The sequence below is a fragment of the Sulfurimonas gotlandica GD1 genome (assembly GCF_000242915.1).
In the GTDB taxonomy this organism is placed as follows: Bacteria; Campylobacterota; Campylobacteria; order Campylobacterales; family Sulfurimonadaceae; genus Sulfurimonas; species Sulfurimonas gotlandica.
The window spans coordinates 2067159-2093457 of sequence record NZ_AFRZ01000001.1; the positions used below are offsets into that span (position 1 = coordinate 2067159).

The window sequence follows — 26299 nt, forward strand, 5'->3', positions numbered from 1 at the left end:
TTTTCAAAAAAGTTCCAAAACCTACTATTTTAGTAAATGTCTAGTTATAAGGGGACATTCCAGCTGAAGAAAAATTATGTCAAGAACAACAAAAAGCGGCTGAAGCAATCAAAAAAATGGAAGTTGAAATAGATCAAGAAATTGTAAATATTGTGAGAGCAGCTGTAAAAAATGGAAAATATTTAGGAGATATAGCAAGCGCAATAAAAGTGCTAATTTAAATAAGCTTATCATATTATAATGAACTTCTATAAGTGATTCATTATTTCTATTTCAGTGTTTGATAGACAAAATATGTCTATAAGATAAAATATACTAATACCATGAAAATATTAAATAAAGAGACATACAAATTATCATTACATCAAGAAGAGGTTTTTACCCAAATAGTTTCTCAACTTGATACGAAAGTAAGTTCTATTCTAAAGAGTACGAATATTGAAGATTATTTATTGTCTCTTACTGGTCCTGCTGGAACTGGTAAAACATTCTTAACAACTCAGATAGCTAAGTATCTAGTGGAAAAACGCAAAGAATCAGAATATCCAATGAGTTCTGATTTTGACTTTACAATCACAGCCCCAACACATAAGGCAGTAGGTGTTTTATCAAAACTACTTCGTGAAAACAATATCCAATCAAGTTGCAAAACAATACACTCCTTCCTTGGTATTAAACCATTTATAGATTATACAACGGGAGAAGAGAAATTTGTTGTAGATAAAACTAACAAAAGAAAAGATAGAACTTCTATATTGATAGTTGATGAAAGCTCTATGATTGGAAACACACTTTATGAGTATATTTTAGAAGCGATTGAAGATAAAAGAGTAAATGTTGTTTTATTTATTGGCGATCCGTATCAGCTACTTCCTATTGAGAACAGTAAAAATGAGATATATGACTTGCCAAATAGATTTTTCCTCTCAGAAGTTGTTAGGCAAGCTGAAAATAGCTATATTATCAGAGTAGCTACTAAATTAAGAGAAAGAATCAAAAATCAAGATTTCATAAGTTTACAGCAGTTTTTTCAAGAAAATATGGAAGATGAAATTACATTTTTTCACAATAAAGAAGCATTCTTGGAAGATTTTTACAAAGAAGAGGAGTGGTATAAAGAGAATAAAATCCTAGCAACTTACAAGAACAAAGACGTTGACGCTTTTAACAAAATTATTAGAAATAAATTTTGGGAACAAAAAGGCAATACTACGCCTTCGACACTTCTTGCAGGAGATATGATTAGGTTTAAAGATGCTTATACAGTGGGCGACATTACCATATATCATAATGGGCAAGAGTTGCAATTAGGAAGTACTGAAGTGAAATATCATGACTCATTACATATTGAGTATTGGGAGTGTAAATCTATCTATGCTTTAGAACAACAAGTATTTAGAGTTGTTAATCCAGATAGTGAAGCAGTATTTAATCAAAAACTACAATCGCTTGCAACAAAAGCAAAACAAGCAAAATTTCCTGACAATAAAAAACTATGGAAACTTTACTATGAAACAAGAAATATGTTTGCCAATGTACAATACATTCATGCTTCGACTATACACAAACTTCAGGGAAGCACATACGACGTATCCTACATCGATATATTTTCATTAGTCCATAATCACTATATGAGTGATGAAGAAAAGTATAGACTGTTATATGTAGCCATTACAAGAGCAAGTAAAGATATTAAAATTTTCATGAGTGCTTTTGATAGAACATCGGATGAGAAAGTTATAATCAATAATCAGAATAGTGAAACTATGAATACCTTAAAACAGTTGCATGATATTGATATTATTTTAAAAGATTTAGATTTATAATCTTCTTTTTCAAGAAAAAATGATCTTAAATACTAAGAATATAATAACTCATAAGAGCATGCTCCTTAGGTTCGTTTATAAAATTAAGTAAAAATACTATTCATATCCATATTGAAATTTCTGCCTGTAAGGAGTGTAATATTGTTTGAATCAGCTATTTTCTTCTTAACTACTTGACTATTAGGGGGAAAACAAGAAGCTAAAATTCCTTCACCTTTTAAACCACCAAAATATCTAGTAATGTTTTGCAGTTTCATTATATGATCACTTTTTATGTTACCTGCTTTACACTCTACAATATATAATTTTTTCCCATCTGTAAAAATGATATCAAGCTCTTGATAAGTATCTCCAATAATATTCTTTAGTTTGCTTAAACCAAATGAATTATTCTGATTTCCTTTATCTTTAAAGGCGATTTCTAGTCCTATTCTAAGGTCGTAAATGATTTGATTTTCGAGTAGTGGTTTAAATTGGATATATACATACTCTTCAAACCATCCTCCAGTAATGTATACGGGAAAATCCCTCCAGTTTGAGAAAGTAAAGACTTTATTTCCAATTTTTATAGTAACATCATAATCTTTTGTATATTGTATTTGAATTGTATTCTTTTGTATAGAAAATTTTTGTCTGTCATCTACATAAGGAATCATATCCCTATAAAGTTTTGCTATATTTGATCGGTGTTCCCAAAGAAACATAGTTAATTCTTCTCTTCCTTCTAAGTTAATATTTTGAATTTGATCCCAATATCCTTTTTTGGATATTGATAAATCATTACTATGTAACGTAATAAAAGTTTCTACAGAGGTTATAGGTTTAATATCTTGATTTTTGAAATCATTTAGAAAAATTAATTTATCGTGAATAATATCGAAGTAAAAAGGTGTTGCATTTATCTTTTTACATGCTGCTAACGCCCCTGCATACATAAGTTTTGTCCCACCAGTTAAATTAAAACCAATTTTTTGATGAGAAGATGTGTTTTGAAGATAGGTTAGAATTTTTTCTTTTACATCTGATGGGTCAAATGGATTTATTTTCAATTCATCAAAGCTTGAATTACCAATAAACTGCTTCATTATTTTAGCTGGATATTGTTCAGAATTAATAAATACATGTTTTTGACTTGGGAATTGTAAAACACCCAATAAGCTAGGCATTCTTTGTTCTCCAAAAAGATGAAATAAAATATCATATTCTTCAATATGTTTATCAGAATCAACTATTTGTTTACTGTGCCAATCTAACCACTCTTGAGGTAGAGAAACAATTTCAGGTTTTTTATTTGCAATTGGTGAAACAAGAAGGTTTTTCTTTAAATTTGGTTGTCTTAATGCCGCAAAAGCCCAAACAAAAGCCATTACAGGAGTGCCTGGGCTTAAATAAAAAAAGACTTCTTTTTCAACATTCCATGATGCTACTATATCTAATGCTTGAACAGCAATATCATAAATACCCTCAGTATCATTCAAATGAGTCAATTTAACGGAATGAAAACTAACTTCCGTGTTTTTTTTATTCTCTTTGAGCTCTCTTTTAACCCAGTTAATAAAGTTAGTATGTGCTAAGTCTGTATTTGAATAAGTATTTATAAAATTCCATAGTTCAGTTTGCTTATTACTTATAAAATTACTTTGTGCTTTTTCTAAATCATTCTCAAAAATATTTTGTTCAATATTTCCCTTTTCTTTATTTGTATATCCTAAAATTAGTACATCAGTATAACTTTCTGCTTTTAATGCACTTAATATTGGACCATCACCATATTCTATACTTAGAGATGCTCTTAAATCTGTAATCCCATACCATGTTATTAATACTTTTTTCATTTTATTCCTTGATTAATTTTAATATTTTACTGCCTATAACAGATTGAATATTTTTATATTCATCTGGTAATATTCTTATAATTAAGTCACTATCAAAATATTTAGCTGTACCAATTATTATCTTTTTTGTTTTTTCTTCATCCCATTCATAATGCATATGCTTATTCGGGTCAATTACTGTCTTTGTATTTAGTAAATCGTCAAATACTTCATATTCTCTTATCATCCTCAATAGGATCTCTTCATCCACTCCATGTGCATCAGTCTTTTCATCTGTTATTAATTGAGACTGTACATGTTGTTCTAGTTCTCTAGGATCTAATGTTAATATTAATATTTTATAATTATGTTCTCTAGCAAGTTGAGTATATGCTTCTGTTTGCCAAGGAGCTATATTTGTATTATCACAAATAATTACGTCTATTTGGTTTTCAATACTTTCTTGGAACGAAGCAAAATTTTCTTGATGATATTTTTTAAGATTTTTAATATCAAATATATACTTTCCTTGTTGCATAAAATATTCATCTGTTGAGTGTACCACAACTTGTAAGTCATTTTTTTTAAGTTCAAGAACAATACAATTAGTAATTGTTGTTTTACCACTACCTGGTACTGCTCTATTTATTATAACTGTTTTTTTAATCATCACTAATACCTATTATTTTAATGCTATTCGCAGAATTAGTATCACCTGTTAAATAAATTCTTAGTGCATGTAATAAATCAGGGATACTTTTAAAATCTTCTTGTTTAACTAATTCTATTTTTAATCTTGTATGAAGAGGGATATTTTTTTCTACATACAACTTTGTAATTTCATCTATTACTTTAACATACTTTTTGGTTAGTAAATTTTGTGGACATAATATGTCTTTGGTTTTTTTTCTCAATCTAATTAATGCTAATAGTAGTTCAAATTGTTTCACCAAATTTCCCATTACTGTTTTTTTATTTTTATTAACTTTTAATGTATTAAAGTTATACTCCATAGTTATCAATAAACTTTCAATTATTTTATTTGCATCATATTTCAGCAAAATAAAAATAAAGTTTTCAGATCTCCAGCTTGCAATAGCTAAAATATTCATAATGACATTAGATAAAGAACAATTATTTACATTATTTAGTACATTACTAAGAATGTCTTTTTGCCATTGTAATTGACATGAACCAAGAGAAAGAGCAAGATGTAAAGAATATTTTTGATTTCTATCTAAATCTGAAGAAAACTTTACTAATGTATTTGAAATCTCCGTAGGCATATCTTGATGAAGTGATGATAAAAAGAATAATAGTTCATTCTTTAATTTTACAGAAACTTCTTTATCAGACATTAATTTCAAAGATAGTTTAATATAAACATGAACTTTTTCTCTAAAATCATCTGGAGTATTGCTTTCAACTAAAGAGTGCTCATTCCACACAGTCAATAAAGGATATCGTATACTACCTACTGCCTTAACAATTTTTTCTGTTTTATCATAAATTGATTTCTCTGCAAGTTCATTCTGTAATTTTGTGATTATTTCATTCTCAATAATATCTATATCTAAATTTGAGAATCTTATATTCTTGCCTATAAAACCATGTGTTCCTTCATTAATATTTAAAAAAACTTCGTCACCCTCAGATAAATTACTAGGGTCTATATTCTCAACAAAGTTTTTAGCAGGACAAAAGATGCTATTGCCATTAACATTTACTCTACAATAGTAGTTTCTATTCTTATCATAAGCTCCCCACTCAAAATACCCAGTTTCTTTTGAGTTTACACTTGCAATTGCTTCATTAATATCTCTATCTATGATAAACTGAGGTACTTTATTAATTTGTAATAAATCTAGTCTTTCCAGTATCCATTCTAATAAGTTTGAATATCCACTTCCATCTCTTTTTGGATCTCTTAAAAAGTCTTCCCATTTTCTTTTGGGTGGATATTCCGGTGTCGGTAAATGTTGACAATCCTTATACTGTATCTCTTTCCAGTTCACTTTTAATGGTTGAATAGAATTGTCTAGAGCACAAAATATTAATTTATAAGGAGTTTCAGCTTCATAGCTATATGTTAACTTCAATTCACATACTAAATTATCTGTTAAAGGTAAATCATTGGAAGTTATATAGGCTTCAAAATTTATATTTTCTTCATCAGAGATTAAAGGAAATGATAGTTTACTAGTATTTGCAGGAATTATGAAATGGTTAGAAATTTCAATATTTCCATTTATTACTTCACTGTTATCATCTACCAATACGAATTCGTCAAAATATCCATGCTTAACTATTTGCATAGCTAGTTTTGGTAGATGTTCTCTCCATAAAGTAAATCCATCTTTTTCATACCGCAATAATTTATCAAAATTATTTAAATTTTCTATATTATCATCATCTAAATAAGTTGTATCTTTCTGAAATAGTTTATTACTTGTATACATTTTCTTTATTTTACCTAATGACGTTTCATCAAGTCTTGTATTTGGTATTTTTAACTTTTCAAGAGTCAGGATGTCGTCATTATTTTGAAAAACAATATTTTCTTTTTTTAGTATCTTAATACCATTTTGTAAAAATTTATTTAAAAGCTTTTTAGAAGTTTCTCTAGGGAAAATTTCACTTACAGCATCCAAAATATCTGTAGACTCCGTTAATCTTTTTGTTGGGTGTTTTTCAATATATAAACAATTTGTTATTGACTTTAAGGTTTCATCATATCTTATTAAAAGTGGAGTAACAAAAATAGTGTTGTTATGATCTTTTTGTATATATATTAATGTATCCCCCTCATTACAATCACTTTCAAAAAGATATTCTAATCCAGCTAATATACTTTTAGGAACAACTCTATTGTTTTTAAAATAGCTATTAATAGTTTTTTTAACTTGAGAAAACTCGAAAATATTTACATAGTCTGGAATGATATAGTTGACTTTGGAAGATTTAAAATATTTTGTAAAATCTTCTAAAAAATATTTAAGAATATCAGTATCATAAGTTTTTAATATTTCTGGTAAAGTAAAAATTTCTCGATTTAAATCAATAACTTTAGTATTATTTGCATTTATTATTTGCGTATCTATTTTTTGTTTTATTAGTATTGGAAAATTAATTATGTCATCATTAATTTTACAGATAGGGGATAGTCTAAATAAATCTAAATATACATTATCTGATACTATTGGATTAATACCAAAAATTCGATTCTGATTAAGAGATATTTCTAATTGATCTTCAATAAGAGTTTTATTTATATTATCAATGTCTTTAAATTTAGAGATATCAGTATTAGATATTTTAATATTCAACAGCTTTACTTTATTTAATAAAGCATTATTAAAATCACATTTTATTCCAAATGAGTGAGTGTCTATTTCTATCTTTGATGGTTTAACTAATGTATTTGATTTATATTGTAATTTTGCCAACATATCCATTATAATGATTAAGTATGTTTGTTTCGGATACATTTTCAATAATTTATCAATTTTTTCATTTAAACTATTTAACCACTTATAACTCTTAAATATCTTACTATAATGTTGATGATGTAGTAAGATATTATTGTAAACAACTCTCTTATACTCATCTATACTTTTAGCATCATCACTTTTTAGCCATTTCCTAATCTTAATAAATAAATGAGTAAATTCTTGTAGATCATCCCTCTCATCATATACTAAAATAAGTTTTTTCAGTAAGATTTTAAATATTCTATTTTCATAAGTGTCTACATTGTCATATCTTTTAACAGTCTTTATTTTATTGTTTTTGAGTTTTTCTTTAATTGTTCGTCCATTTTGACGACTAAGCCATAAAATACTTTCTCGATCAAATTCTTTGGCTTGAGATACAGGTAGTATCTTGTGCTCTCTTTTTATCTCTTTATTTATATTTCTTATTAAATATAAAATTGTATCTTGAGTATATTCTAAAATATAATATATATCATCATAAAAAGTATCTTTTTTATAATCAAATTGACTTATATTTTCTAAAAAAGTAAATAGATCTATTTGAGTGAAATTTCCTATACTTTTATCAAAGGTAGAATTTTTATTGAGCCAACTTAGAGAATACAGAATCTCTTTATTCTCTTCCTTATAAAGATTTAAAAGCTCCATACTAATCTTCTTTTAGGTAATTTGCACTATTCCATATAAATTGTCCATAAGGGTTATCCATAGATAATTCAAAATCTTCTGTTATTTTAAAATCATTTTGATGTATTATTTCCCGAATATTATGTAATACTTCTTTCTCTTTTCCATGTGTTTCAATTCCTCTTAATTTTGGCATTATCTTTTGTACTAGTTGCTCTTCAAATGCATATTTAACATTTAAAGCTAGTTCATCTTCATTATGAATATTTTGAATAACTAATGGATGATTATTAATATAATATTCCATTGATTGCCATACTCTATGTCCTATGGCTCTTCCAGTAGGTGTTAAATAATCATTAATTTTATTTGCAATATCTTTATATTTATACAATACTTCTATATTATCTTTTGTGAATACAGATTCCTTTTGTAGCCATTTGTTCCAAGTATCTCTATTTAAATATTCAAACTTTTTTATTTCATCAAGAGTTTTTAATTTTCCCCTGCTTAAAAGTTTATCAGGTCTTGGAAAATTAATTGCAAAACTTCTATCTAATACCTTGTCTGAAAGTGCTTTTGTAGTTTCATCTTCATTCATTGTTCCAATCCAGAGGACATTTCTATCTAATGGTAGTGGATAATTCATACCGGCACCAAGTTTAATATCTAAATTTACTCCGTCTTTCCCTCGTCTTAATTCAAACTTACTTAGAAATTCTGCAAAATAAAGCTCTATATGAGATAAGTTCATTTCATCTAAAAGTATCATATTCATACTTTCTTGCCAGCCAAATTGTGAATCATTTTTACTTTGTGCGGTTTGAAGTAAAAATTTCAATATATTTGATGAATCAAATTTATTTTCAATGGTATTATAATATCCCAACATTGATTCTGGAGAATCCCAAGTAGGTTGAACGGCTTCTGCTAAAAAGTTGAATCCACCAAAATGTGAATAAAGTTTTGGAAGTTCAGATTTACCTGTTCCACTTACACCTGCTAAAACAGTCAATGGAGAGTACTCGGCACTTTTAAGTGCGGTATGAAATGCATTTAGTAATCTTCTTGGATACTCAACTCCATATGTTTTCATATTAGACTCAATTGAATCCAAATATTTTATCTCATCTGTTACATTTATTTCAGAGTCTAACTCTCGTTTTAAGAAAGGCTCCCTTCTTATGTCTTCAACTCTAAGCTCTTTCTCTTTGGATTGAGTAAAGAGTTGATTCATGCTATCAAGTCTATTCTGTAATATTTGATTTTCCGATTTTAAAAAACTTATCTCTTTGAGTTTTTCAGATAATATATTATTTTCACTTCTTAATTGTTCTATGCTTTCAATTTCAATTCTAAAATTTTGGTTTTCTTGGTATAAATTTTTCATTTCTACCTCAAATGATAGAAAATCAATCTCTTTTTTACTTTCTATTTCACGTTTTTGTTTTCGAATCTCTTCAATTTTTTCTTTCAAGATTCTCAGCTCACTATTTTTTTCTTTTAACTCTTGTGGTAAGTCTCTATCTTTAAATTTTTCATGTTCATCAAGTTCATCTTTTAAATCAAATAATTCTTCTTTTAGTTTTTGAATCTCTAGCTCATGATATTTTAACTTATCTTGATAAGTTTTTATCTCTTCACTAACTTTTTCTTTAGCTTGTTTATATAGCAGGTCTTCTTGAGATTCTAAATATTTTTCTTTAGCTAAAATTTCATTCTCTTGAATTTTAAGTTTACTCTCTTTTTGTATTATACTTTCTTCTTTTTTATTTATATCAATCTCTTTAGTTTTATACAATTCTTCTATTATTTTATTTATCTCTTCAAGTTTACTTACTTTTTGTGCTTCTTGTCGGTGAGTAAAAATCTCTTTTTCATTAGCTATTTCTTCTTTATACTCATTTAACACTTTCTCTTTTTGAGATTCAAATATCTCTTTGGCTTGAGAAAACATTTTTTCCGATTGATTAAGCTCTTGTTGCCATTGTGTAAGCTTTAACTCTTTTTGTATCAGATCATCTAACTTAGTATGAATTTTTTCATAATCAGTTTTTATACTTTTTAAAAACTCATCTTTTAATTGTGTCAGGGTTTTTATTTTTTGTTCTTCTAATTTTGTTTTATGCTTTAATTCTTCTTCAATGAGTTTTTCTTCTAAAGCTTGTTTTTGTTCCTTCATATACTTTTCAAACTCAGTTTTTTCTTGTTTAAACTGAGTGTTTTGATCGATCAGTTTCTTTTTAAATAATGCTAGATATTTGATTTTTATGTCAACTTGCGCTTCTTTGGTAATTTCAGTATTTTCAATACCTAAGTCTTTACAAATTTTTGTAACCATATCGATACCTACACCCATTTCATTGGCTAATTCTTCTTTCGTCATTTTAGTCTCTCCATTATTTGTTTGATCGTCAGTATATTTTTCTTCAGATGGTTCTTCTTTTTCAACTACAGCTTTATGAATTTCACTTTTTGATGAAGAGGAAGCCTTAACTTCTACTTCTTGTGTTGATGTATCGCTATTCATAATGAAGTTCATCAAACTTTCAGCTTCTTGTATTGTTACTGTACTTTGTGCTGACTTTACTTCTATGCCCAGTTCCGAAGCTTTTTCAACAACGTCTTTAGAAGTTATTCCTAGCTCATTTGCAATTTCGTGTATTCTTATTTTTTCTATCATAAGTTATTCTCCATTAGAATTTTGATTAATTTAAAACTATCAATCTTTAATTTCCTTAGATACTCAAGTGAAGTTTGTTCAATCTCCTCTATTGATGGATTAGAATGTTTTCGCTCAACAAGAATCTTTTGTAGTAGATTTATTACTTCTGCATCTATATCTTCTAGATAATAAAGATAGACCAAAAAATAAGCTCCTAAACTAGCCTTTTGATTTTTTTGAGCTTCTTCAATATTGATAGGATTAACCGATAATAAACTAATATTTAAATTATTTTCACCTATTTTTTCTATAATTTCATCTTTACAAGTTATTTTTCTTCTATCTGCACATAATATTGCAACTATATTTTTAAATATGTATTCAAATGATGAATAAAGTTGATTGATTATTTCTTTAACAATAATATATTTATTTTCTTCAAAATTAAGTTCATTTAGATAATAGTTAATATAAACCAGATTATTCTGCACTTCTTGTGGTAATTCTTTAAGAATATCTATTGATAATTCAACTTCTAAGTCTATATAAGAGTTTTGAAAATATATATCATCATTGTTTTCTATATTATTAATATTACTTTTTTCTTTTATTCTTAGTATAAGAGAGATAACTAAGTAAATTGTTTTAATGTAGTTTTCTATTGTTGAGATTTCAATATTAGTTAAAGTTTCTTCATGCCCAGAGTGCTTTAATGGATTTCTTATACTAAACAAATTACTTATTGTGTACAATAAGTTAGGATATTTCATAGCAACTTCATAAATTTCATCTTTTTTGTAAAATAAAGATTTTGCAATAAATTTTTGTAAATTATCTTGCTTTGAGACATTGAAAATTGGTAATTTATCAATTTTAATATTTAAATTAAATCCAGCTTTTAGTGCCAATTCATATAGTAAGTTTTTATTTTTTAAACTTTCTGTGTCATTTAGGTTTTTAACATAATTCTTAAATGTTTGCTCTAAACCATCATACAAAGATTTCATTATTTTGTCTTTATAAAAAATAATACTAGCTTTGCTATTAGTATGATTTAACTTCTCTTTATTATTCTCTATCTCTTGAATATTTTTTAAAACTTCAGGGAAGTTTATTATTTTATTTTCAAAGGGTACATCTATCTTGTTTACTTTCAATTCTATATCTTGCTTTAATTCACTTCTAAAATATGAAATTAAGTTTTGATGCTGATTCTTATATATCTCTCTAAATAAAATAGAATAATCATTAGTAAATCCATTACTAATAATAATTGAATCATTGCTATTTTTTGGCATGTATAGTTTTGCATGAAGATAAATTAATTCATTGGTGTTCACTATATCAATTTTAAAATTTTGATAGTCTATTTTTGAAAAATTTTCATAATTTTTTTGATTGTGTAAATAAATTGATTTTATAATATCTTCTCTTGTAGGTGCTGAAGCTTGCTCATTAAATCTATCTACTAGGATTGCTTTAGTCTTTCGGTTAGATGATATTTTTTGTTTGAATGCTATTTCTCTATAAATATCCTCTTGAAATTTTTTATTATTCTCAGGATAAGAAAACTCATTAAGATCTTTTGTGATTATTGGTAATAATTCCCCGGTATAAGCCTCCTGGTAAAATAGATATACATTGACTTCATTCTTTTCAATATCATCATTTCTATCTGATAGCTTTAGTTGCTTTAACCTTTTTAGCACTAGCTTGATAATATCTTTATTTTCAAATCCCAATAAAGATGATAGTCTATCTATATCAGTAAATAAGCTATCATCTATATCAGTCAGTTCTAATATAGTCTCTTCTAAAAAGTTTAATTTGTTCTCTCTAGAAGTTTCAATAGGAACTTTATATATCCAACAGGGAATAAGTAAATCTTTTTTTAACTTATAATCAATACTATCTTTATCAGATTCTACACTCAGTATTTTCATAATATCTTACCTTTATCTTCACATAATTGTAAAAAATTATACAATTCCTCAACATCTTGTTTCGATCTTTCACTATTAAAAAACTCCCTATCACCTACAACTATTAAACTCTTTTTTTGCCTACTCATGCTTACACAAAGTCTATTCTTTGAAATTAAAAATCCAAATAGATTATAATTCTTTAATTTGCTATTTATTTGTTTTACATTTTTACTTCTTACTACTGATAAAAAGACAATATCAAATTCCATTCCTTGAAATGAGTCAACGGTTCCTACTTTGAGTCTATCCTTAAAAGATTCTCTTTCATCTTTAGAAAATTCTTGCTTTATTTTATTCTCTATCAATGTTACTTGCTTCCTGTAAAATGTAATTATTCCAAAATCAAATTTTTTACCTTCTTCTGAGAATATCCATTTTCTAAGATAGTCTACAATTTTTGTTGCTTCGCACTCTCTACTCCACGCCCCTTCTTCTTTACATTCACTATTTTTAACATCAATCCAAATTGCAGGAGTATTCTCAATTTCTTTTAAACCTTGATAAAAGTATTTTTGCACATCTTTTAATGGTGATTCAAATCCTTCCTTATGCATATCATAAAAATTCTCACTTATGAATTTTCCTAATAATGGATGTGTTCTATATTGATTTTTAAGTGTGATTGCTCTCTTGATACCATCATAGCTTTCTAGTTTTTTTGCTCTATCCTTGAGATAACCAAACATACTTTTTGTTATAAAATCATCCTCACTGAGTTCACTGTCTTTTATAACATTCTCATCTACAATATGGGGCAGTTGTCTATGATCACCCACTAAAATAATTCTTCTTTTCGCTTGAACCATTACTATTAATAAATCCATAGGTGATACTCTTGCCGCTTCATCTATAATGACAGTATCATATACTACAGAATCTTCTTTCGCTATTTTTTTTGCTTTTGTAATATCTTTCCCCATTGATTGTTGAGTTGTTGATGAAAATACAAAGCTATACTCTTCTATCAATGATTTTAAAGCAAATGGATTATTTTCAAGCTCATTAATATAGTTAGCTAAAACACTACTAAGTTTATCCTTTGTTGTTCCGCCCATGGACAATTCTTTTTCTATATCATCCTTTAATTTAATTATTTCATTATTTGGCTTTTCTGCTTTAAATATAGTTCTTGGATAGAGTCTATTGATTAGTGAGTATTTTAATTTCTGTATTTTTATCAAATAGGCATCTAAATCACTATCTACATTTTGTAAAATATTTTTCTCTTCCTTGTTTAATAACTGACCTATACCTGAGGCTAATAAATCTTCATTTCTTTTTTCACCATCATCATTAAAAGCAATCATGGTGGTTCTTAATGCGTAAATATATTTTAATTTTTCTACATTATCTACTGTTGATTGTTCAAAACTCTCTAATAGCTCGTTTGAATAAAGAAGAGTTTTTGAATTTAACAAAGTTGATAACTCAAAAATAATATGTTTTAATAATTTTATTGCTAGTCTTTGTGATGGAGTTTTAATATATATATCAAAGTACTGTTCTAAATCTTTTATTTTTTGATAATTACTGAGTTCTGGTAAGTTTTCTTTTACATTTGTAGAAATTTCATTACCCCACTTCATTACATTTTCAAAAGAGGTGATATCCACTAATGTAGTGGACTTTTTTCCAAACTTTGGAGTGGGTAGGCCATTGACATTGAGTCTTGAAATAATGTTTTCTACGGCATCATGTTGAATTCCAGTTACAAGGATATCTCCTTTTGTTTGTGCAGTTTTATCAGCCTGTTCATTAAGTATTTCGATAATGGCAGTTACAATAGTCGTTTTTCCAGTTCCTGGTGGTCCTTGAATAATAGCAATATCTGGAGTGTTTAATGCTATATCAATAGCTTCCATTTGATTGTCTGTCGGAGTATTACTGAAAATTTTATTTTCAATGCTTTCTGTTAATCCTTCTATTTTCTTTGCTTTTTTATTATTTTGATACTTTTTTATATTTTCAGTATCTTCAATGATTAATCCTAAAAATGGGTTTGCGCTCTTTCCGGTGAGTAATCTTTTTCTAGCTTCAAGTTTCCTCTCTATTTGTACTTGATCACCATAAATAGATAATATATTTTTTTTATTTTTCAACTTAGATATATTTTTATCTGTTTTTATAGTTACTAAACCATGCTCGACCTTAGATATCTGGAAAGTTTCTATTGTTTCCTTTTTTAATCCTAGAGTATTCCTTTGTTCAAGTTGTGCTATGTATTCATCCCACGAATAATCATCTTTGATATATGAAGGAATTACATCAACAAATGATAAATAATCATTTTCCTCTAGTTCTTCAGGAATTGATTCAAACTTTAGATCATAACCATCAGCAGTTGGTATGGGGTCATCTAATAATTTTAATTCACCTATAGCTTTTGCTTTTTTTAAGAGTATTTCACCTTCAAGCTTCGAATATTCATCCCATTTTTTCAAATAACTATCATCGTTCTCTACTATATTGCCTAAATCTTTAGCTATTTTTTCACTAACTAAGCCATTTTTAAATTCTATATCTGCTTTTATAAGCTGTAAAGAGTCTTTTTTAATATTATTTTTATATGAGACTAATTTTGTAGCAGTAAATCTATAGTCACCAGCTTCTGTAATATCTTTTTTAACTGGTAAGTGAATCATATCTCCATAAATAGAAAAAGCAAGTTCTTTCATAACTGTTTGCTGAGGACACTTATCTATATACTCTTCTTCTTCTTTAATAATAAATTTCTTTATCTTTATTTGTTCTTCTTTTTCCAAATTATTAAGTGTAATGTTGTTCTCAATCTTTTCAATTTGATTTTTAAGATTTTTTATATTATTTACATGTGTTGCTGTTAAAAATTGAAAAATTTCTTCTTTTGATGAATTCCCACTTGACACTAAAAAATATGTTTCATTATTGATTTTAATTGATATTTTTTCTTTTAATACTTTTGCAAGATAATTTATATCATCTTTGTTTTTTATAATTTTTCTTTTTCTTGCTGTTGCCAAAATTTCTTCATCTATTGAAACATAAAAAGGTACAAATAAATTTCTAATAGGGTAAGAAAAAAATATAATTTCCATTGTAAAGTACTTATCTCTCGATGCTTCAATGATATTGATAATTGCTGTATAATTTTTCACTTGAAAGAAAAAATCTATTTCATCTAACTTGTTTTTATCAATTATTTCAATCTTATATATTTTTTCATTGATAAATATAGAATAGTTATTATCATACTTTAAAAATCCAAGTCCAATCTCTACTCTAGTGCTATTTAAGTTTTTTACTTCAACTTGAAATACTGTATCTGTTTTAATTGCATCTAAAATCATTTTACTATCTCGATCTCTACTAATATTGTTGTATTTTTTACATCTTCTATAATTATCTTTATGCCTTCTTCAAATTTTGTTAATCCAATCCCTTTTCTCGTATTAACCATTGGTGTTTTAGATTGAAAGTATATATTTTCTTTTTCTTTTTCAAAATAGAGATCTACTCTTGTTTTTTTAATAAAATTTATTTCTAAGAAAGTATCATCAATTTTTAAAATATCAAAGGATTTAAAAAGGTACATTGGTAATTCAATTCTTTTTGTATTATCTGTTATCTCAGTAATATATTTCCATCGTTCTTTTAATTTTTGGCCATCCTTGTATAAATAAGATTTTACAATCAATCTTTTAGGCTTTTTACTATCACAATATGGACATTTTTCAAATATTTCATCATAATAACTCATCTTGCAATTATTACATTTGATAGTTTTTGTCGCTGCTTTTTCCAATGTTTCTATCCAAATTGGTAATGTAGGTCTTTTAAATTTATCATCTTTCCCTTCTTCAAAGAGTTTATGAAAAAGTAAATCTAATTCATTTGTTATTGCTAGATTGTGTCTTAATCCAGCTTTGCTTTTATTTGAGTTATCATTACCATCTTCTATCCATGGTAATTCCCATTGCTGTTTTGAATAAGTATCACTATCCCAATCTGATTCCTTATTGCCAGAACCATTAAAAGGATGAGTGGTTGTGAGAGTTAAAAACGATAATATTCCAAAAGCAAAAATATCACTGTATAATGAATTTGCTTCTCCTCTTACAACTTCAGGTACTTCAAAATTAGGGGTAAAAATAACATTTTTATTTATTGATTCATATTCAATATTATCCGCATCTATAAGATAAACTAAAGGTATATCATCTTGATTAAGAAAAATATTATTATGAGAAATGTCAAAATATATAAGTCCTCTTATGTGAAGCCGATATAAAGTTATTGCTAATCTACTTAAACTATAAAGTCTTTTTCTTAGTCCTCCAGTTTCTAAATAGTATGTAAAATATATTGCACTTCGTTCATCATTTTGACTAAGATCTAACAAAAAATCAGGAATCACAATCTTTTTTGCTTTTTCCTTTGAAAGTTCACTTGGAAATAAAGAAGAAAATGGCTCCATGCCATCTAGAAGGTTCATTACGTATCCAGCTTCATTTTTAAGAACCGCTAATGGCTTCGCTATATTTATATTATTTGGCAAAGGTTTGAATATTAGTTTTTTTATTTTTTGATGGATTTTTTTTATTTCATCACTATTTGTAATAGTTTGATCATTTGATAATACTAATTTTATTACTGTATCCGCATCTTTTGTTTTATATACAACACCTTGTCCACCACGACCTAATTCTTCATCTATATAGTGTGTATTATTAAATTCATCAATATATTTATTCATTTGATTCCTTTATAAGTGTAACAATAGTTTTATCATCAGTATGACCACGAACAGGCCAGTTCTCTAACCATTTTTTTATCTCTTTATTTCTTTTTAATGGAGATAATTTTTTATAATTGGAAACATAATTTTTAAAAAAGTCTAACATCCGCTCTTTTTTAATATCTTCAGATATACCGTCACTGCAAAGTACTATATTATCAACTTCTTCTTCAGCATAAATTTTCCATTCTATCAATGTTTCTCTTCCAAATGGAGTTGTGTAGTTTGTAAACGAATCTTTATCTTCTTCTATTAGTCTGCTATTAGTTCCTAAAACAGCGATAGCACCATCGCCAACTCTACCAATATATATTTTTTTATTTTTCACTATTCCAAAAAGTAAAGTTGTAGCTGTCTCATCTGCTGTATAAGGGTTAATATTCATTTTCCATAAATCTCGGACTAGTGGCTCAAATAGTACTCTATCCTTTGCATCAAAATCAAATATTTTACTTGCTTGAACAACTGATTTAACCAGTGCATTAGATCCAATATGAGAATAACTTTTACTTCCTAATCCATCACATACAATGCCTATTATTCCCCAACTGAACTGTTTTACAACATATGCATCTTGGTTGGGAATATTATTTTTAATGTGAAGCGGACCAATTTGAGATACTCCCCAGCCACTCCATATATTACCATTCATATTCATCATTCTCTTCTTCAATATTACTTAAGGTATTGTATGTAAATAATATATATTCTATTGCAGCTATGATATTCTCAGGTTCAAAAACTTTTAAAGTAGCTTTTTCTAAATAATCAATATTAGCATCAATTCCTATTGAAATAGAAATGAGATTGTTTAATTTAACTTCATCATTAAACAATCCGTCACTTATTAAAATATTGTACATGAGATTTGAATTACTTAAAAAGTTATTTAATATATTCATATTCATATTCTTATCAAATCTAATTGAAGTTATTCTATCTACAATCTTTCCGTCAAATGTATAAGTAGTACTTTGTAGATTATTAAATTCACAATAATCCTGTATAGACTTTACTGCATATATAGCAGCACTATCTTTCCCCATTTCGGTCATACTTCCAGAAGTATCAATAAAAATATTAATCATTTTTAGCCTTATACGGTTTAAAATAAACTATATCAGAAGTAATAAGGTTTGAAAATACTCCTTGATTTTTTGGTATTGATTTAATCATTGATGTATTTGAAATAGATAGTAAAGAATTGGCATTTTCTTCATTAAGATTAAAGCCATATCTAAGCTCAAATAATGATAAAAAATCTCGTTGTTTCATTTGAACTCTTTTATAATTATCTATAAATAAAATTACATATATATTATTTTTATAGCCATATTCAACTATATCCTTAAATTTATCAGCTAGGGACAATTCTTTTTGCATTCCTCCAAAACTTTGTTTAGGATGTAATTCATTCAACCCATCAAAAGAATCTATTAGAATAAAACTATTTTTTTCTAAATCTTCATTAAAAATATTTGCACTATATGTTTTAATAAGACGGTCAAGTGCAATTTCTTCATCTTGTGCTATATAATAAATATTTTGTATCTTGCTGTTGTTTAGTAAATTTTCTACAATAGTATTTATAATATTTTGCTTTTCAATTTTTCCACGACCAGATACAATAAGATTGTTTCCAATCTCTTTTTTAAATTCAATTTTAAATTCATTCTCTTGAAAGTTTAGCTCTTTACCTAAGTAAAATTCAAAGTTACTTTTCTTAAAAAAGTTTTCATTTGGTAAATCTGGCAAAGTCATACCATTATATATATTGATATCTTTTTTATAATTTTGTTCATTAATTAATTTAAGTAGTTTATCTTGATTTTTTCTGGAAGCATAAGGAATAAAAGACTTTTTATTTCCATCTCTTACTCCTCCCATATCATTATAAATAACTTCAGGTTTTCCCTTTAATCTGGCAGCTTCTACATTTTGGGTACTTAAAATAGACATAGAATCTTCTTCACTCATAACCAATGCTATTCTATTGCCAATTTGACTTTTTAATTGTGATATTGAGATTGCTTCTATACCTTTCAATGTTTGAGTAGAAAGGATTAAGTGTATGCCATAACTTCTACCTTTTCTTAATATTTCGTTAAATAAATCTTCAATTCTTTTAGAATTTTTTATACTAAATAAAACTTGAAATTCATCTATAATAATTACTAATCTTGATAGTGTATTATTGCTTTCTCTATATTCTTTAAAATCTTTTACTTTTTCATTTTTAAATAATTGGGATCTTTTGTTTTTTTCTTCAATAATATATTCTAAAAAAGTTTGCCCATAGTTTATATCACTATGAATAGCAATAAGTGAAGAGTGCAAAAGAGGAGGACTAACATAACTGTTAAATTCAACGCCTTCTTTATAGTCTAATAAGAACAGCTCAACTTCATCAGGCGGATAAAAATAAGCAATGTTCTGAATCATTACATGGAGTAAATTAGATTTACCACTTCCACTTCTTCCACCTATTAAAGTGTGATGTTCAGAGTCATCAAATCCTATTTTAAAATACACCTTTTCTTGATTTATATCCCATCCAATTGGTATTTTGAGTCCATCAGTTGAATTAGATTGCCAAAATGCATTTTCATCCCATAACTCATCAATTTCACTTTTTATTTGAGATTCTTTTGCATAAAAATCATTGATATTGTTTAATAGTTTATTTAATTCATCTTTACTTGGCAGTAATTCTAATGAATCTTCAAGTTCAAGTATTTTAAACTTTTCTTTAAATTGGAATTTTATATTTTCTAACTCGTTACCATATTCAACTAACAACTCTTTTATATCCTCAATCTTTCCATTGTCTTCAATAATTAAAAGTGGTAAGATACCAACTTTTGGACCAAATTTAATAATCCGTTTTAAATACATTAAACTATTGTTTGAAAATTGTTCAGGTACACCCACCATAACAATAACTTTTAGTGGTAAAATAGATTTTGAATTTTCACTATTAAATTCATTCCAATCTTTATATCCTACTAATTGTTTCTGTATTAAACTTTCAAGATAATCAGCAGTATGCTTTAAACTCTCTTCTATTTCATCACTATATGTTAATATTCTTTGTTTATATATAAAATCATTATCTAAAACTCCTCTTATAAAAGACAACGATTTCCCTATAGTTAAAGTATCAATTAAAACAAATTCAAGCTTATTTAACGGAGAAACTTGAAGAACTCTTAAGATAAATTGCTGAATATAATGCATACTTTCTAATTTGTAAGAATAGAATGCTTTTTCAATTGGGAAAGGTAACACTCTAGGTATGTAGAGGTCATCTTTTATAGTTTTATGATCTATTTTCATTCTTCCAAATATTATAAAATTTGGAAATTTATCTTTTTTTGTAATACTTAGTTGTGTTAAATGTGGTTGTAAGTTTCTAATAGATTTTATTTTTTTATCAAGCAGAGTGATATTCTTTTGAAACTTACTTTCAAAATCTTTTTTCACTTTTTCTATTCTTTGCTTTCTTTCATTATATTTATTTGTAGGTAATGTGTCTGATGGATAGTCTTGCTCAATAATATCATTTGCATTTTGTTGTTCTTGAAAAGAATCTTCTAAATTATATAAATACTCAATATACTCTTTCAATCTGTCCCCTTATGGTAAAATAGTTCTTGCTTCTAATAGCATTTGATCAACTTCTAATATCTTGATTTTTTTTTCATTTTCTTCTATCATCGATAGATTATTTAATATGTTATTTATAGGATCTAATATTTCATTTACAACTGAACAACCAAAATCATCATTTACATTTTCACTAAAACTCGAACTAATATTTAAAAATTCATTTTGTATTGGTCTAAAGTCTGCCATACTCTTTCCTAGCTCAAAGCTTCAATAAATTTATCAAAATCAAATAAATATTGAATTCCATTGTTTTCATGGTTATAAAAATAAACTTTTAAATTATCCAAATCTATTAAGTAATAATTTCCAAAGCCATCCTTTGCCAAAGGTATAAAATCTTTTATATTTTCTTTTAAATTATCAAATGAATCATAGAATGACTCCTCGGAACTTTCATTGAAATTTAATATATTATTTACAATATACTCACTACTTTCTACTTTGAATCTATCATTTTTAGGATAGGATGCATTTGCTTCCATTAAAAAACTCATCAACTCTACAGGTAGTTTCTTTTGAATATATTTTTCAATATTTTTTATACTGTTATCATTAAGTTCAATATTTAATTGCCATTCATTCATTTTTGTTCCCTTTCTGTCCAAAGCAAAAAACCACCATCATGTCTTACTTTATCGTGTTTATCAGACTTGATTAATTGTATTCTTCCAGGTGGTGGATTGCCATCATGATGCCAAGTATACCCTTCAGGATTCTTACCAATATATATCTGTTTTAATTGTCTATTAGTAAAAAAATTTCTTAATTCTTCATCTTCTTCAACTTTATTTTTCAAATGAACATTAGCAACTCTAAAGTGTTGCGCTCTTGATTTATCATAATCCTTTGGCTTAATAAAAACATCACATCCACTTTCAAATTCTGGTAATCCATATTTACTAATTTTTACATTTTCACTTTGTGCATATTGGCTCTCTCTAAAATTTTCTTTTTGGCGATTAAGTTTTTCAATATATGCTTTATTTAACTCTTCTTTGCTAATCTTTCCTTGCTTGTATTGATATAGTTGATACTGATATTTTTCTGTAACTACATCTCGCTGTTGTTCAATAGATGAATTGCTATAGTCTTGAGATAAATAACTTTCCAAAATAGACTCTGCATTATTTAATCTAATACTCAAAGTTTGGCATAACGAATCAAAACTATTTATACTACTACTAAATATTGTTTGCAAATATTCTAAAAGCTCATTGCAATTATAATGAGCTCTATTTACAAGCTCAACTCTTTCTTCCATTCTATACCTTGATTGTTTAGCTTCTTCATATTCTTGCTCAGCTATTCTAACTTCATTAGCTGTTCTTGCTACTTCTGCACTAGCAGATGCAATAGCCATTGGATTTTCTGAAGCTTCCGCTCCAGCCAATTCAGCCTCTGCATGTAAATGTTCAGAAATTTTAGCAGTTAATACACCTTCAGTATATACCTCTTTAGTTTGAGCGCGTTCAAGCATATTTTGTGATAGTATCAACTCTTGTTCAACTTCATTTAATTGATTTGTTACTTCATTAATAGAAATATTAACTTCATCATTAGTTGAAATTAAGACAGTACTCGCCGAAGAGTTTACATCTTGTAAAATTTCAATATTTTTTACAGATACCAAATCAGCTTCCTAAATAGTCTCTAAGTCTATTTGATAAAACTTTTAAATAATCTACTTTGTCTAATGAATTATTTTCAAATTGTGCTAAAACACTTAAAAGCTCTTTATAGTCATCTTCAAAAGCAATTCGTTTTTCATCTTGCCAACTGTCTCCTAATGATTCAAAAGAATGATTTAAAGAATTTGTAGAATCTTTTAATGTTTCTAAAAAATTAAGAAGTTGATTTGCAAATAATTCTAGCTCTTCCGGGTTTCCTTGTACTTGAGACATATCTATTTCTCCTTATATATCAAAATTATCTAAATCATCTAAATTAATATCACCATTATCTAAACTTTCTTTAATATTAATTGTCTGATTTTTATTAACTGATTTTGTTCTTTGAGTAACTGACATAGTTATTTTTTTAAATTCATCTATAATATTTTCTGCATCTTCAGCATAAAAGAGAGAGTTTTCACATCCCTCTATAAACATATTTAAAACAGTTTTATCAGCTGCTCCAATTGCCAATGCCATTCGATCACATTTTTTTGTTCTACCTGTGCTGACAAAGTCATCTAATGGCTGTCTCCAGTCATCATTTGGTTCACCATCTGATAACAACACAATAGTTGGACGATAATCTCTTCCTTTAAAAATATCTTTGTCTTCTATCATCGCTTTACCCATTTTAAAAGCTGCCCCCATTGGAGTACTTCCAGAAACAGTTAAGGGTTTAAAATCTATTTTAGAAACCTCAGTAAGTGGTGTATGTAAATCAACTCCATTTTCACTTCCAAAAGTAATAATAGATAATTTTATAAAGGTTTCCATAGTTTCAGCTTTTTTAAAACTGTTTAACATTGATTCAACTGCTTTATTTAATGTATCTATATTCTCTCCTTGCATACTATAACTTACATCTAATAATAAAACTACTGGTATTGACTTTGGTTCTTCTACTACAAAGTCTGCTGGATTAAATGCCATTACTATTCCTTGATTTTTAATAAATTATAGTGCTTATTGTTATATTTAAAGCTTAATTGTTCTCAAACATTTTATAGTTTTTTCGAGAATAGTCTTTTTTTGATTTTTTTACTCTAGTAACTGGGTTAAAACCCCAAGTTACTCTACTCTTAATCTCTGAAGTTTTAATTTTTAATAACTGCTTACTCAATTTTCACCTCCATAAAATATAATTAACATAATAACTATATTAAAAGACTTTTTATGTCTATTAAAACACTAATTCTAATTCTCACCTAGTTTAATTAATTATTAGTAGACAATATTTGACTATTTAATATAATATTATACAAGATATGACACAGTAAAAGGATTAAAATATGTTCATTAAGATGAAAGAAAACTTCACATCAGAAGTGGAAAAATATGCACGAAAAAACATAATTGCTAAACTAAAAGTGCAAGATATAGATTACTTACAATTGGATGATGCAGACTTTAATGGTTTGGTCTCTGATGAGATAAAGATACTTAATAGTGATAGTAAAAAAGTTGGTGCTGGTATTGGCATAGGTATTTTAATCACTTTAGTAACTGGAATATAAGGAGATTATGATGATAGAACAAGCTGAAAAAATATATAACGATGGTAAAGCAAGTTTAGAGTCCCTCTTGAGAAAAAAAGCTTACTCTGAAGTAGAGGATATTTTAAAAGATAAAAATATAGATATTAATGCTGTGAGCGATGAAGATATAGAAAACCTTGTTGCTGCAAAAGCTCAAGATACTATGAATACTATAAAAGGGTTTGGTGTTGGAACTGCATTTACCATTGCCCTATCTTTAATAGGATTCTAAAATGTTTAAAGCACTTAAGTATTTACTATTAGCAAATCTTTACAGTAGAGCTAAAAGAAGTTTTATTGCTCTATTTATCTCTGTAGTTTCTTTGATACTTATTACTTTTATTATGGGAGATATCATAAGTGTGTCGAGTGGGGTTTCTCTTTACTCACTCATAATAGCTAAATGGTTTATAGTGTTAGCAGTACTTGGTTTTATAGTATTTAATATTTTAAAAATAATCAATATAGCCACAAGTCCATTTACAAAAGAGACTACCGTCCATACAGTAGTAACATCAGAGGTTGATATGAAAAGAGAGAAAATATTAAACAAAGAAAAACTCTTTACAAAAAGTGATTCTATCTTGAAAAAATATATAAAGGCTCAATAATGAAACGTAAAAATAATGACTGCGATATGCTTTTAAATAATGCAGAGGGTGTTATAAATAATTTAGGTAATTGTATTGACTCAGTATTTGATAAGAAAAAAACAAAAATGAATGTAATTGGAAGTATTCTTGGTGTTGGTACTTCACTCACTAAACTTGCCTTTAATGCAACTGGCTGTGCTATCAAAAATACACCCAAAGCTGTAGTTACGGTCGCAGCTATTAAGAGAAAAATTGTTAATACTGCTGCAGAGGGATATAACGAGTATCAAAAGCAACAAAAAAAAGATGCATTAGATGCCAAAATACTGCAACTAAAATTCAAGGCTTAAACATGATTCGCTTAGTGTTTATACTGATATTTCCATTACTGTTTGTAGGTTGTTCTCATCCACCAAAAAAATATAATGAACGACACTATCAGACACTTCTGTGTAATGAGCTTGATGGAGAAATGGAATATGTTCTCAAAGACAGAACTCGTGTGGATTGTTTAACAGATGAGTATGCAATTGAAGTTGATTTTGCAAAGAAGTGGGCAGAAGGTATAGGTCAGTCACTACATTATGCTCATATGACAGGTAAAAAACCTGCAGTTGGGTTCATTATGAACGATGATAAAGATCAACGATATTTTAAACGATTAAATACTTTGGCAGAGAAGTATCAGATTAAAATATTTGTAATAGAGAAATAAAATTAAAAGAGGTGAAAAATGAAAACAGATACAGAAGATTTATTGGATAGTTTGAAGTTTAGTTATATTCAATATAAAGCGTGTACGAGTAATGATAATGCAGTAAATACAGCCTATACACAAGGTTACTGTATAGCCTTAGAAGATATTTTGGAAGTACATTTTGGAGTGACACCAAATAAAATAATAGAGATAAGAAAAAGTATTCTTGGAGACAACCCTTTAGGTAGAATGTATACTGAAATCCCAATGGATTTTCTAGAAATAGTAGAAATATAAATATAGTTTTGTTCGTCAAAATATACATGGAGTTTATAATGAAAGATTTTAAAGTGACAGAAAAAATAGGTACAGATGGTATCAAAATAGTAGTAATAGGTGTTGGCGGTGGCGGTAGTAATATGGTAGACAATCTAGTTCAGAGTGATATAGCAGATAAAGTAAAATTAGTAGCTATTAATACCGATGCTCAAGCTCTTAAAAATTCTAAAGTTCCACATAAGCTTCAAATAGGAAAGAAGATAACTGATGGTAAAGGTGCCGGAATGAATCCAGAAGTAGGAAAAGCATCTGCCATGGAAAGTTATGACGAAATTAAAGACATGTTAATGAAATTTTCTGAAAAGGAAGATACACAATGATACAGATACCTAAAGAAGAATTACTAGAGAGTTTAAGACTTGGATATATAGAGTATAGAGATTGTGTTATTACTGGTTCTGATGCAGTTGATTTGGCACATGTGAAAGGTTATTGTGTGACTATTGAGCAGATATTAAGTGCTTATAGTGGAGTAAGTAAAGAGAAAATTATAGAGATAAAAAGACCTATTATCGGAGATGTTTCCTTGCGAAGAGGTAAAAAGCAAGATAGTAATACTGATTATGATGTACCAACAATCTTTAGAAAACAGTTTGACTAAAGGAAAC

The 26299-nt window shown here is 27.3% G+C and carries 24 protein-coding genes; 9 read left to right on the plus strand and 15 right to left on the minus strand.

Features of this window, described 5'->3' with window-relative positions:
• Positions 1–323 precede the first annotated feature (323 nt).
• The gene (locus tag SMGD1_RS10170; RefSeq protein ID WP_008336881.1) at positions 324–1826 is read left to right on the plus strand and encodes an ATP-dependent DNA helicase; all 1503 of its coding nucleotides are present in this window, start codon (positions 324–326) and stop codon (positions 1824–1826) included.
• An 83-nt stretch (positions 1827–1909) separates the two neighbouring features.
• On the opposite strand, the gene SMGD1_RS10175 is transcribed toward SMGD1_RS10170, so the two are convergent.
• From SMGD1_RS10175 to SMGD1_RS10245, 15 genes are read right to left on the minus strand one after another with little or no spacing between them, the layout of a single operon-like run.
• Positions 1910–3661, minus strand: coding sequence for a Card1-like endonuclease domain-containing protein (locus SMGD1_RS10175; protein ID WP_008336288.1), 1752 nt, complete (start codon positions 3659–3661; stop codon positions 1910–1912).
• Position 3662: 1 nt separating this feature from the next.
• A complete protein-coding gene (locus SMGD1_RS10180; protein WP_008336426.1) occupies positions 3663–4310 on the minus strand; it encodes an AAA family ATPase in 648 nt (215 codons plus the stop codon).
• Positions 4303–7782, minus strand: coding sequence for a hypothetical protein (locus SMGD1_RS10185; RefSeq protein WP_008341285.1), 3480 nt, complete (start codon positions 7780–7782; stop codon positions 4303–4305). Before SMGD1_RS10185 ends, SMGD1_RS10180 begins: the two co-directional genes overlap by 8 nt.
• Before the next feature lies 1 nt (position 7783).
• A complete protein-coding gene (locus SMGD1_RS10190; RefSeq protein ID WP_008336040.1) occupies positions 7784–10444 on the minus strand; it encodes a translation initiation factor IF-2 N-terminal domain-containing protein in 2661 nt (886 codons plus the stop codon).
• Positions 10441–12369: a hypothetical protein gene (locus tag SMGD1_RS10195; RefSeq protein WP_008335426.1), complete on the minus strand. Its 1929-nt coding sequence runs from the start codon at positions 12367–12369 to the stop codon at positions 10441–10443. Before SMGD1_RS10195 ends, SMGD1_RS10190 begins: the two co-directional genes overlap by 4 nt.
• Positions 12366–15737: an AAA domain-containing protein gene (locus SMGD1_RS10200; protein ID WP_008336443.1), complete on the minus strand. Its 3372-nt coding sequence runs from the start codon at positions 15735–15737 to the stop codon at positions 12366–12368. The genes SMGD1_RS10195 and SMGD1_RS10200 overlap by 4 nt, the downstream gene beginning before the upstream one ends.
• Positions 15734–17143, minus strand: a complete 1410-nt coding sequence (locus SMGD1_RS10205; protein WP_008341287.1) for a serine/threonine-protein kinase — start codon at positions 17141–17143, stop codon at positions 15734–15736. The genes SMGD1_RS10200 and SMGD1_RS10205 overlap by 4 nt, the downstream gene beginning before the upstream one ends.
• A complete protein-coding gene (locus tag SMGD1_RS10210; protein ID WP_008341289.1) occupies positions 17136–17837 on the minus strand; it encodes a PP2C family serine/threonine-protein phosphatase in 702 nt (233 codons plus the stop codon). The genes SMGD1_RS10205 and SMGD1_RS10210 overlap by 8 nt, the downstream gene beginning before the upstream one ends.
• Entirely contained in the window at positions 17827–18273 is a 447-nt protein-coding gene (locus SMGD1_RS10215) for a hypothetical protein (RefSeq protein ID WP_008341291.1), read from the minus strand. Before SMGD1_RS10215 ends, SMGD1_RS10210 begins: the two co-directional genes overlap by 11 nt.
• The gene (locus SMGD1_RS10220; RefSeq protein WP_008341292.1) at positions 18266–20812 is read right to left on the minus strand and encodes an FtsK/SpoIIIE domain-containing protein; all 2547 of its coding nucleotides are present in this window, start codon (positions 20810–20812) and stop codon (positions 18266–18268) included. The genes SMGD1_RS10215 and SMGD1_RS10220 overlap by 8 nt, the downstream gene beginning before the upstream one ends.
• A 9-nt stretch (positions 20813–20821) precedes the next feature.
• On the minus strand, positions 20822–21040 hold the full coding sequence (locus tag SMGD1_RS10225) for a hypothetical protein (protein ID WP_008336870.1): 219 nt from the start codon (positions 21038–21040) through the stop codon (positions 20822–20824).
• 8 nt (positions 21041–21048) lie between these two features.
• Positions 21049–21438, minus strand: coding sequence for an SMI1/KNR4 family protein (locus tag SMGD1_RS10230; RefSeq protein ID WP_008335130.1), 390 nt, complete (start codon positions 21436–21438; stop codon positions 21049–21051).
• The gene (locus tag SMGD1_RS14490) at positions 21435–22484 is read right to left on the minus strand and encodes an HNH endonuclease (RefSeq protein WP_008341295.1); all 1050 of its coding nucleotides are present in this window, start codon (positions 22482–22484) and stop codon (positions 21435–21437) included. Before SMGD1_RS14490 ends, SMGD1_RS10230 begins: the two co-directional genes overlap by 4 nt.
• Position 22485: 1 nt before the next feature.
• Positions 22486–22755 carry a WXG100 family type VII secretion target gene (locus SMGD1_RS10240; RefSeq protein ID WP_008336193.1) on the minus strand — a complete coding sequence of 90 codons (270 nt, stop codon included), beginning with the start codon at positions 22753–22755 and terminating at the stop codon, positions 22486–22488.
• Between the two features lie 12 nt (positions 22756–22767).
• Positions 22768–23457 carry a vWA domain-containing protein gene (locus tag SMGD1_RS10245; protein ID WP_008335510.1) on the minus strand — a complete coding sequence of 230 codons (690 nt, stop codon included), beginning with the start codon at positions 23455–23457 and terminating at the stop codon, positions 22768–22770.
• A gap of 359 nt (positions 23458–23816) precedes the next feature.
• On the opposite strand from SMGD1_RS10245, the gene SMGD1_RS10250 reads away from it, so the two are divergent.
• From SMGD1_RS10250 to SMGD1_RS10285, 8 genes are read left to right on the plus strand one after another with little or no spacing between them, the layout of a single operon-like run.
• The gene (locus tag SMGD1_RS10250) at positions 23817–24041 is read left to right on the plus strand and encodes a hypothetical protein (RefSeq protein ID WP_008335532.1); all 225 of its coding nucleotides are present in this window, start codon (positions 23817–23819) and stop codon (positions 24039–24041) included.
• A gap of 10 nt (positions 24042–24051) precedes the next feature.
• Entirely contained in the window at positions 24052–24294 is a 243-nt protein-coding gene (locus SMGD1_RS10255) for a hypothetical protein (RefSeq protein ID WP_008336781.1), read from the plus strand.
• A gap of 1 nt (position 24295) precedes the next feature.
• A complete protein-coding gene (locus SMGD1_RS10260; protein WP_008335640.1) occupies positions 24296–24673 on the plus strand; it encodes a hypothetical protein in 378 nt (125 codons plus the stop codon).
• Complete coding sequence (locus SMGD1_RS10265; RefSeq protein WP_008341299.1) at positions 24673–25005, plus strand: hypothetical protein; 333 nt, start codon at positions 24673–24675, stop codon at positions 25003–25005. The genes SMGD1_RS10260 and SMGD1_RS10265 overlap by 1 nt, the downstream gene beginning before the upstream one ends.
• Positions 25006–25007: 2 nt before the next feature.
• Positions 25008–25370, plus strand: coding sequence for a hypothetical protein (locus SMGD1_RS10270; protein ID WP_008335742.1), 363 nt, complete (start codon positions 25008–25010; stop codon positions 25368–25370).
• An 18-nt stretch (positions 25371–25388) separates the two neighbouring features.
• Positions 25389–25649, plus strand: coding sequence for a hypothetical protein (locus tag SMGD1_RS10275; protein WP_008335965.1), 261 nt, complete (start codon positions 25389–25391; stop codon positions 25647–25649).
• Positions 25650–25702: 53 nt separating this feature from the next.
• Complete coding sequence (locus SMGD1_RS10280; protein WP_241761471.1) at positions 25703–26011, plus strand: FtsZ/tubulin family protein; 309 nt, start codon at positions 25703–25705, stop codon at positions 26009–26011.
• Positions 26008–26292 (plus strand): hypothetical protein, encoded by a 285-nt coding sequence (locus SMGD1_RS10285; RefSeq protein WP_050752154.1) that lies wholly within the window; start codon positions 26008–26010, stop codon positions 26290–26292. The genes SMGD1_RS10280 and SMGD1_RS10285 overlap by 4 nt, the downstream gene beginning before the upstream one ends.
• Positions 26293–26299 lie beyond the last annotated feature (7 nt).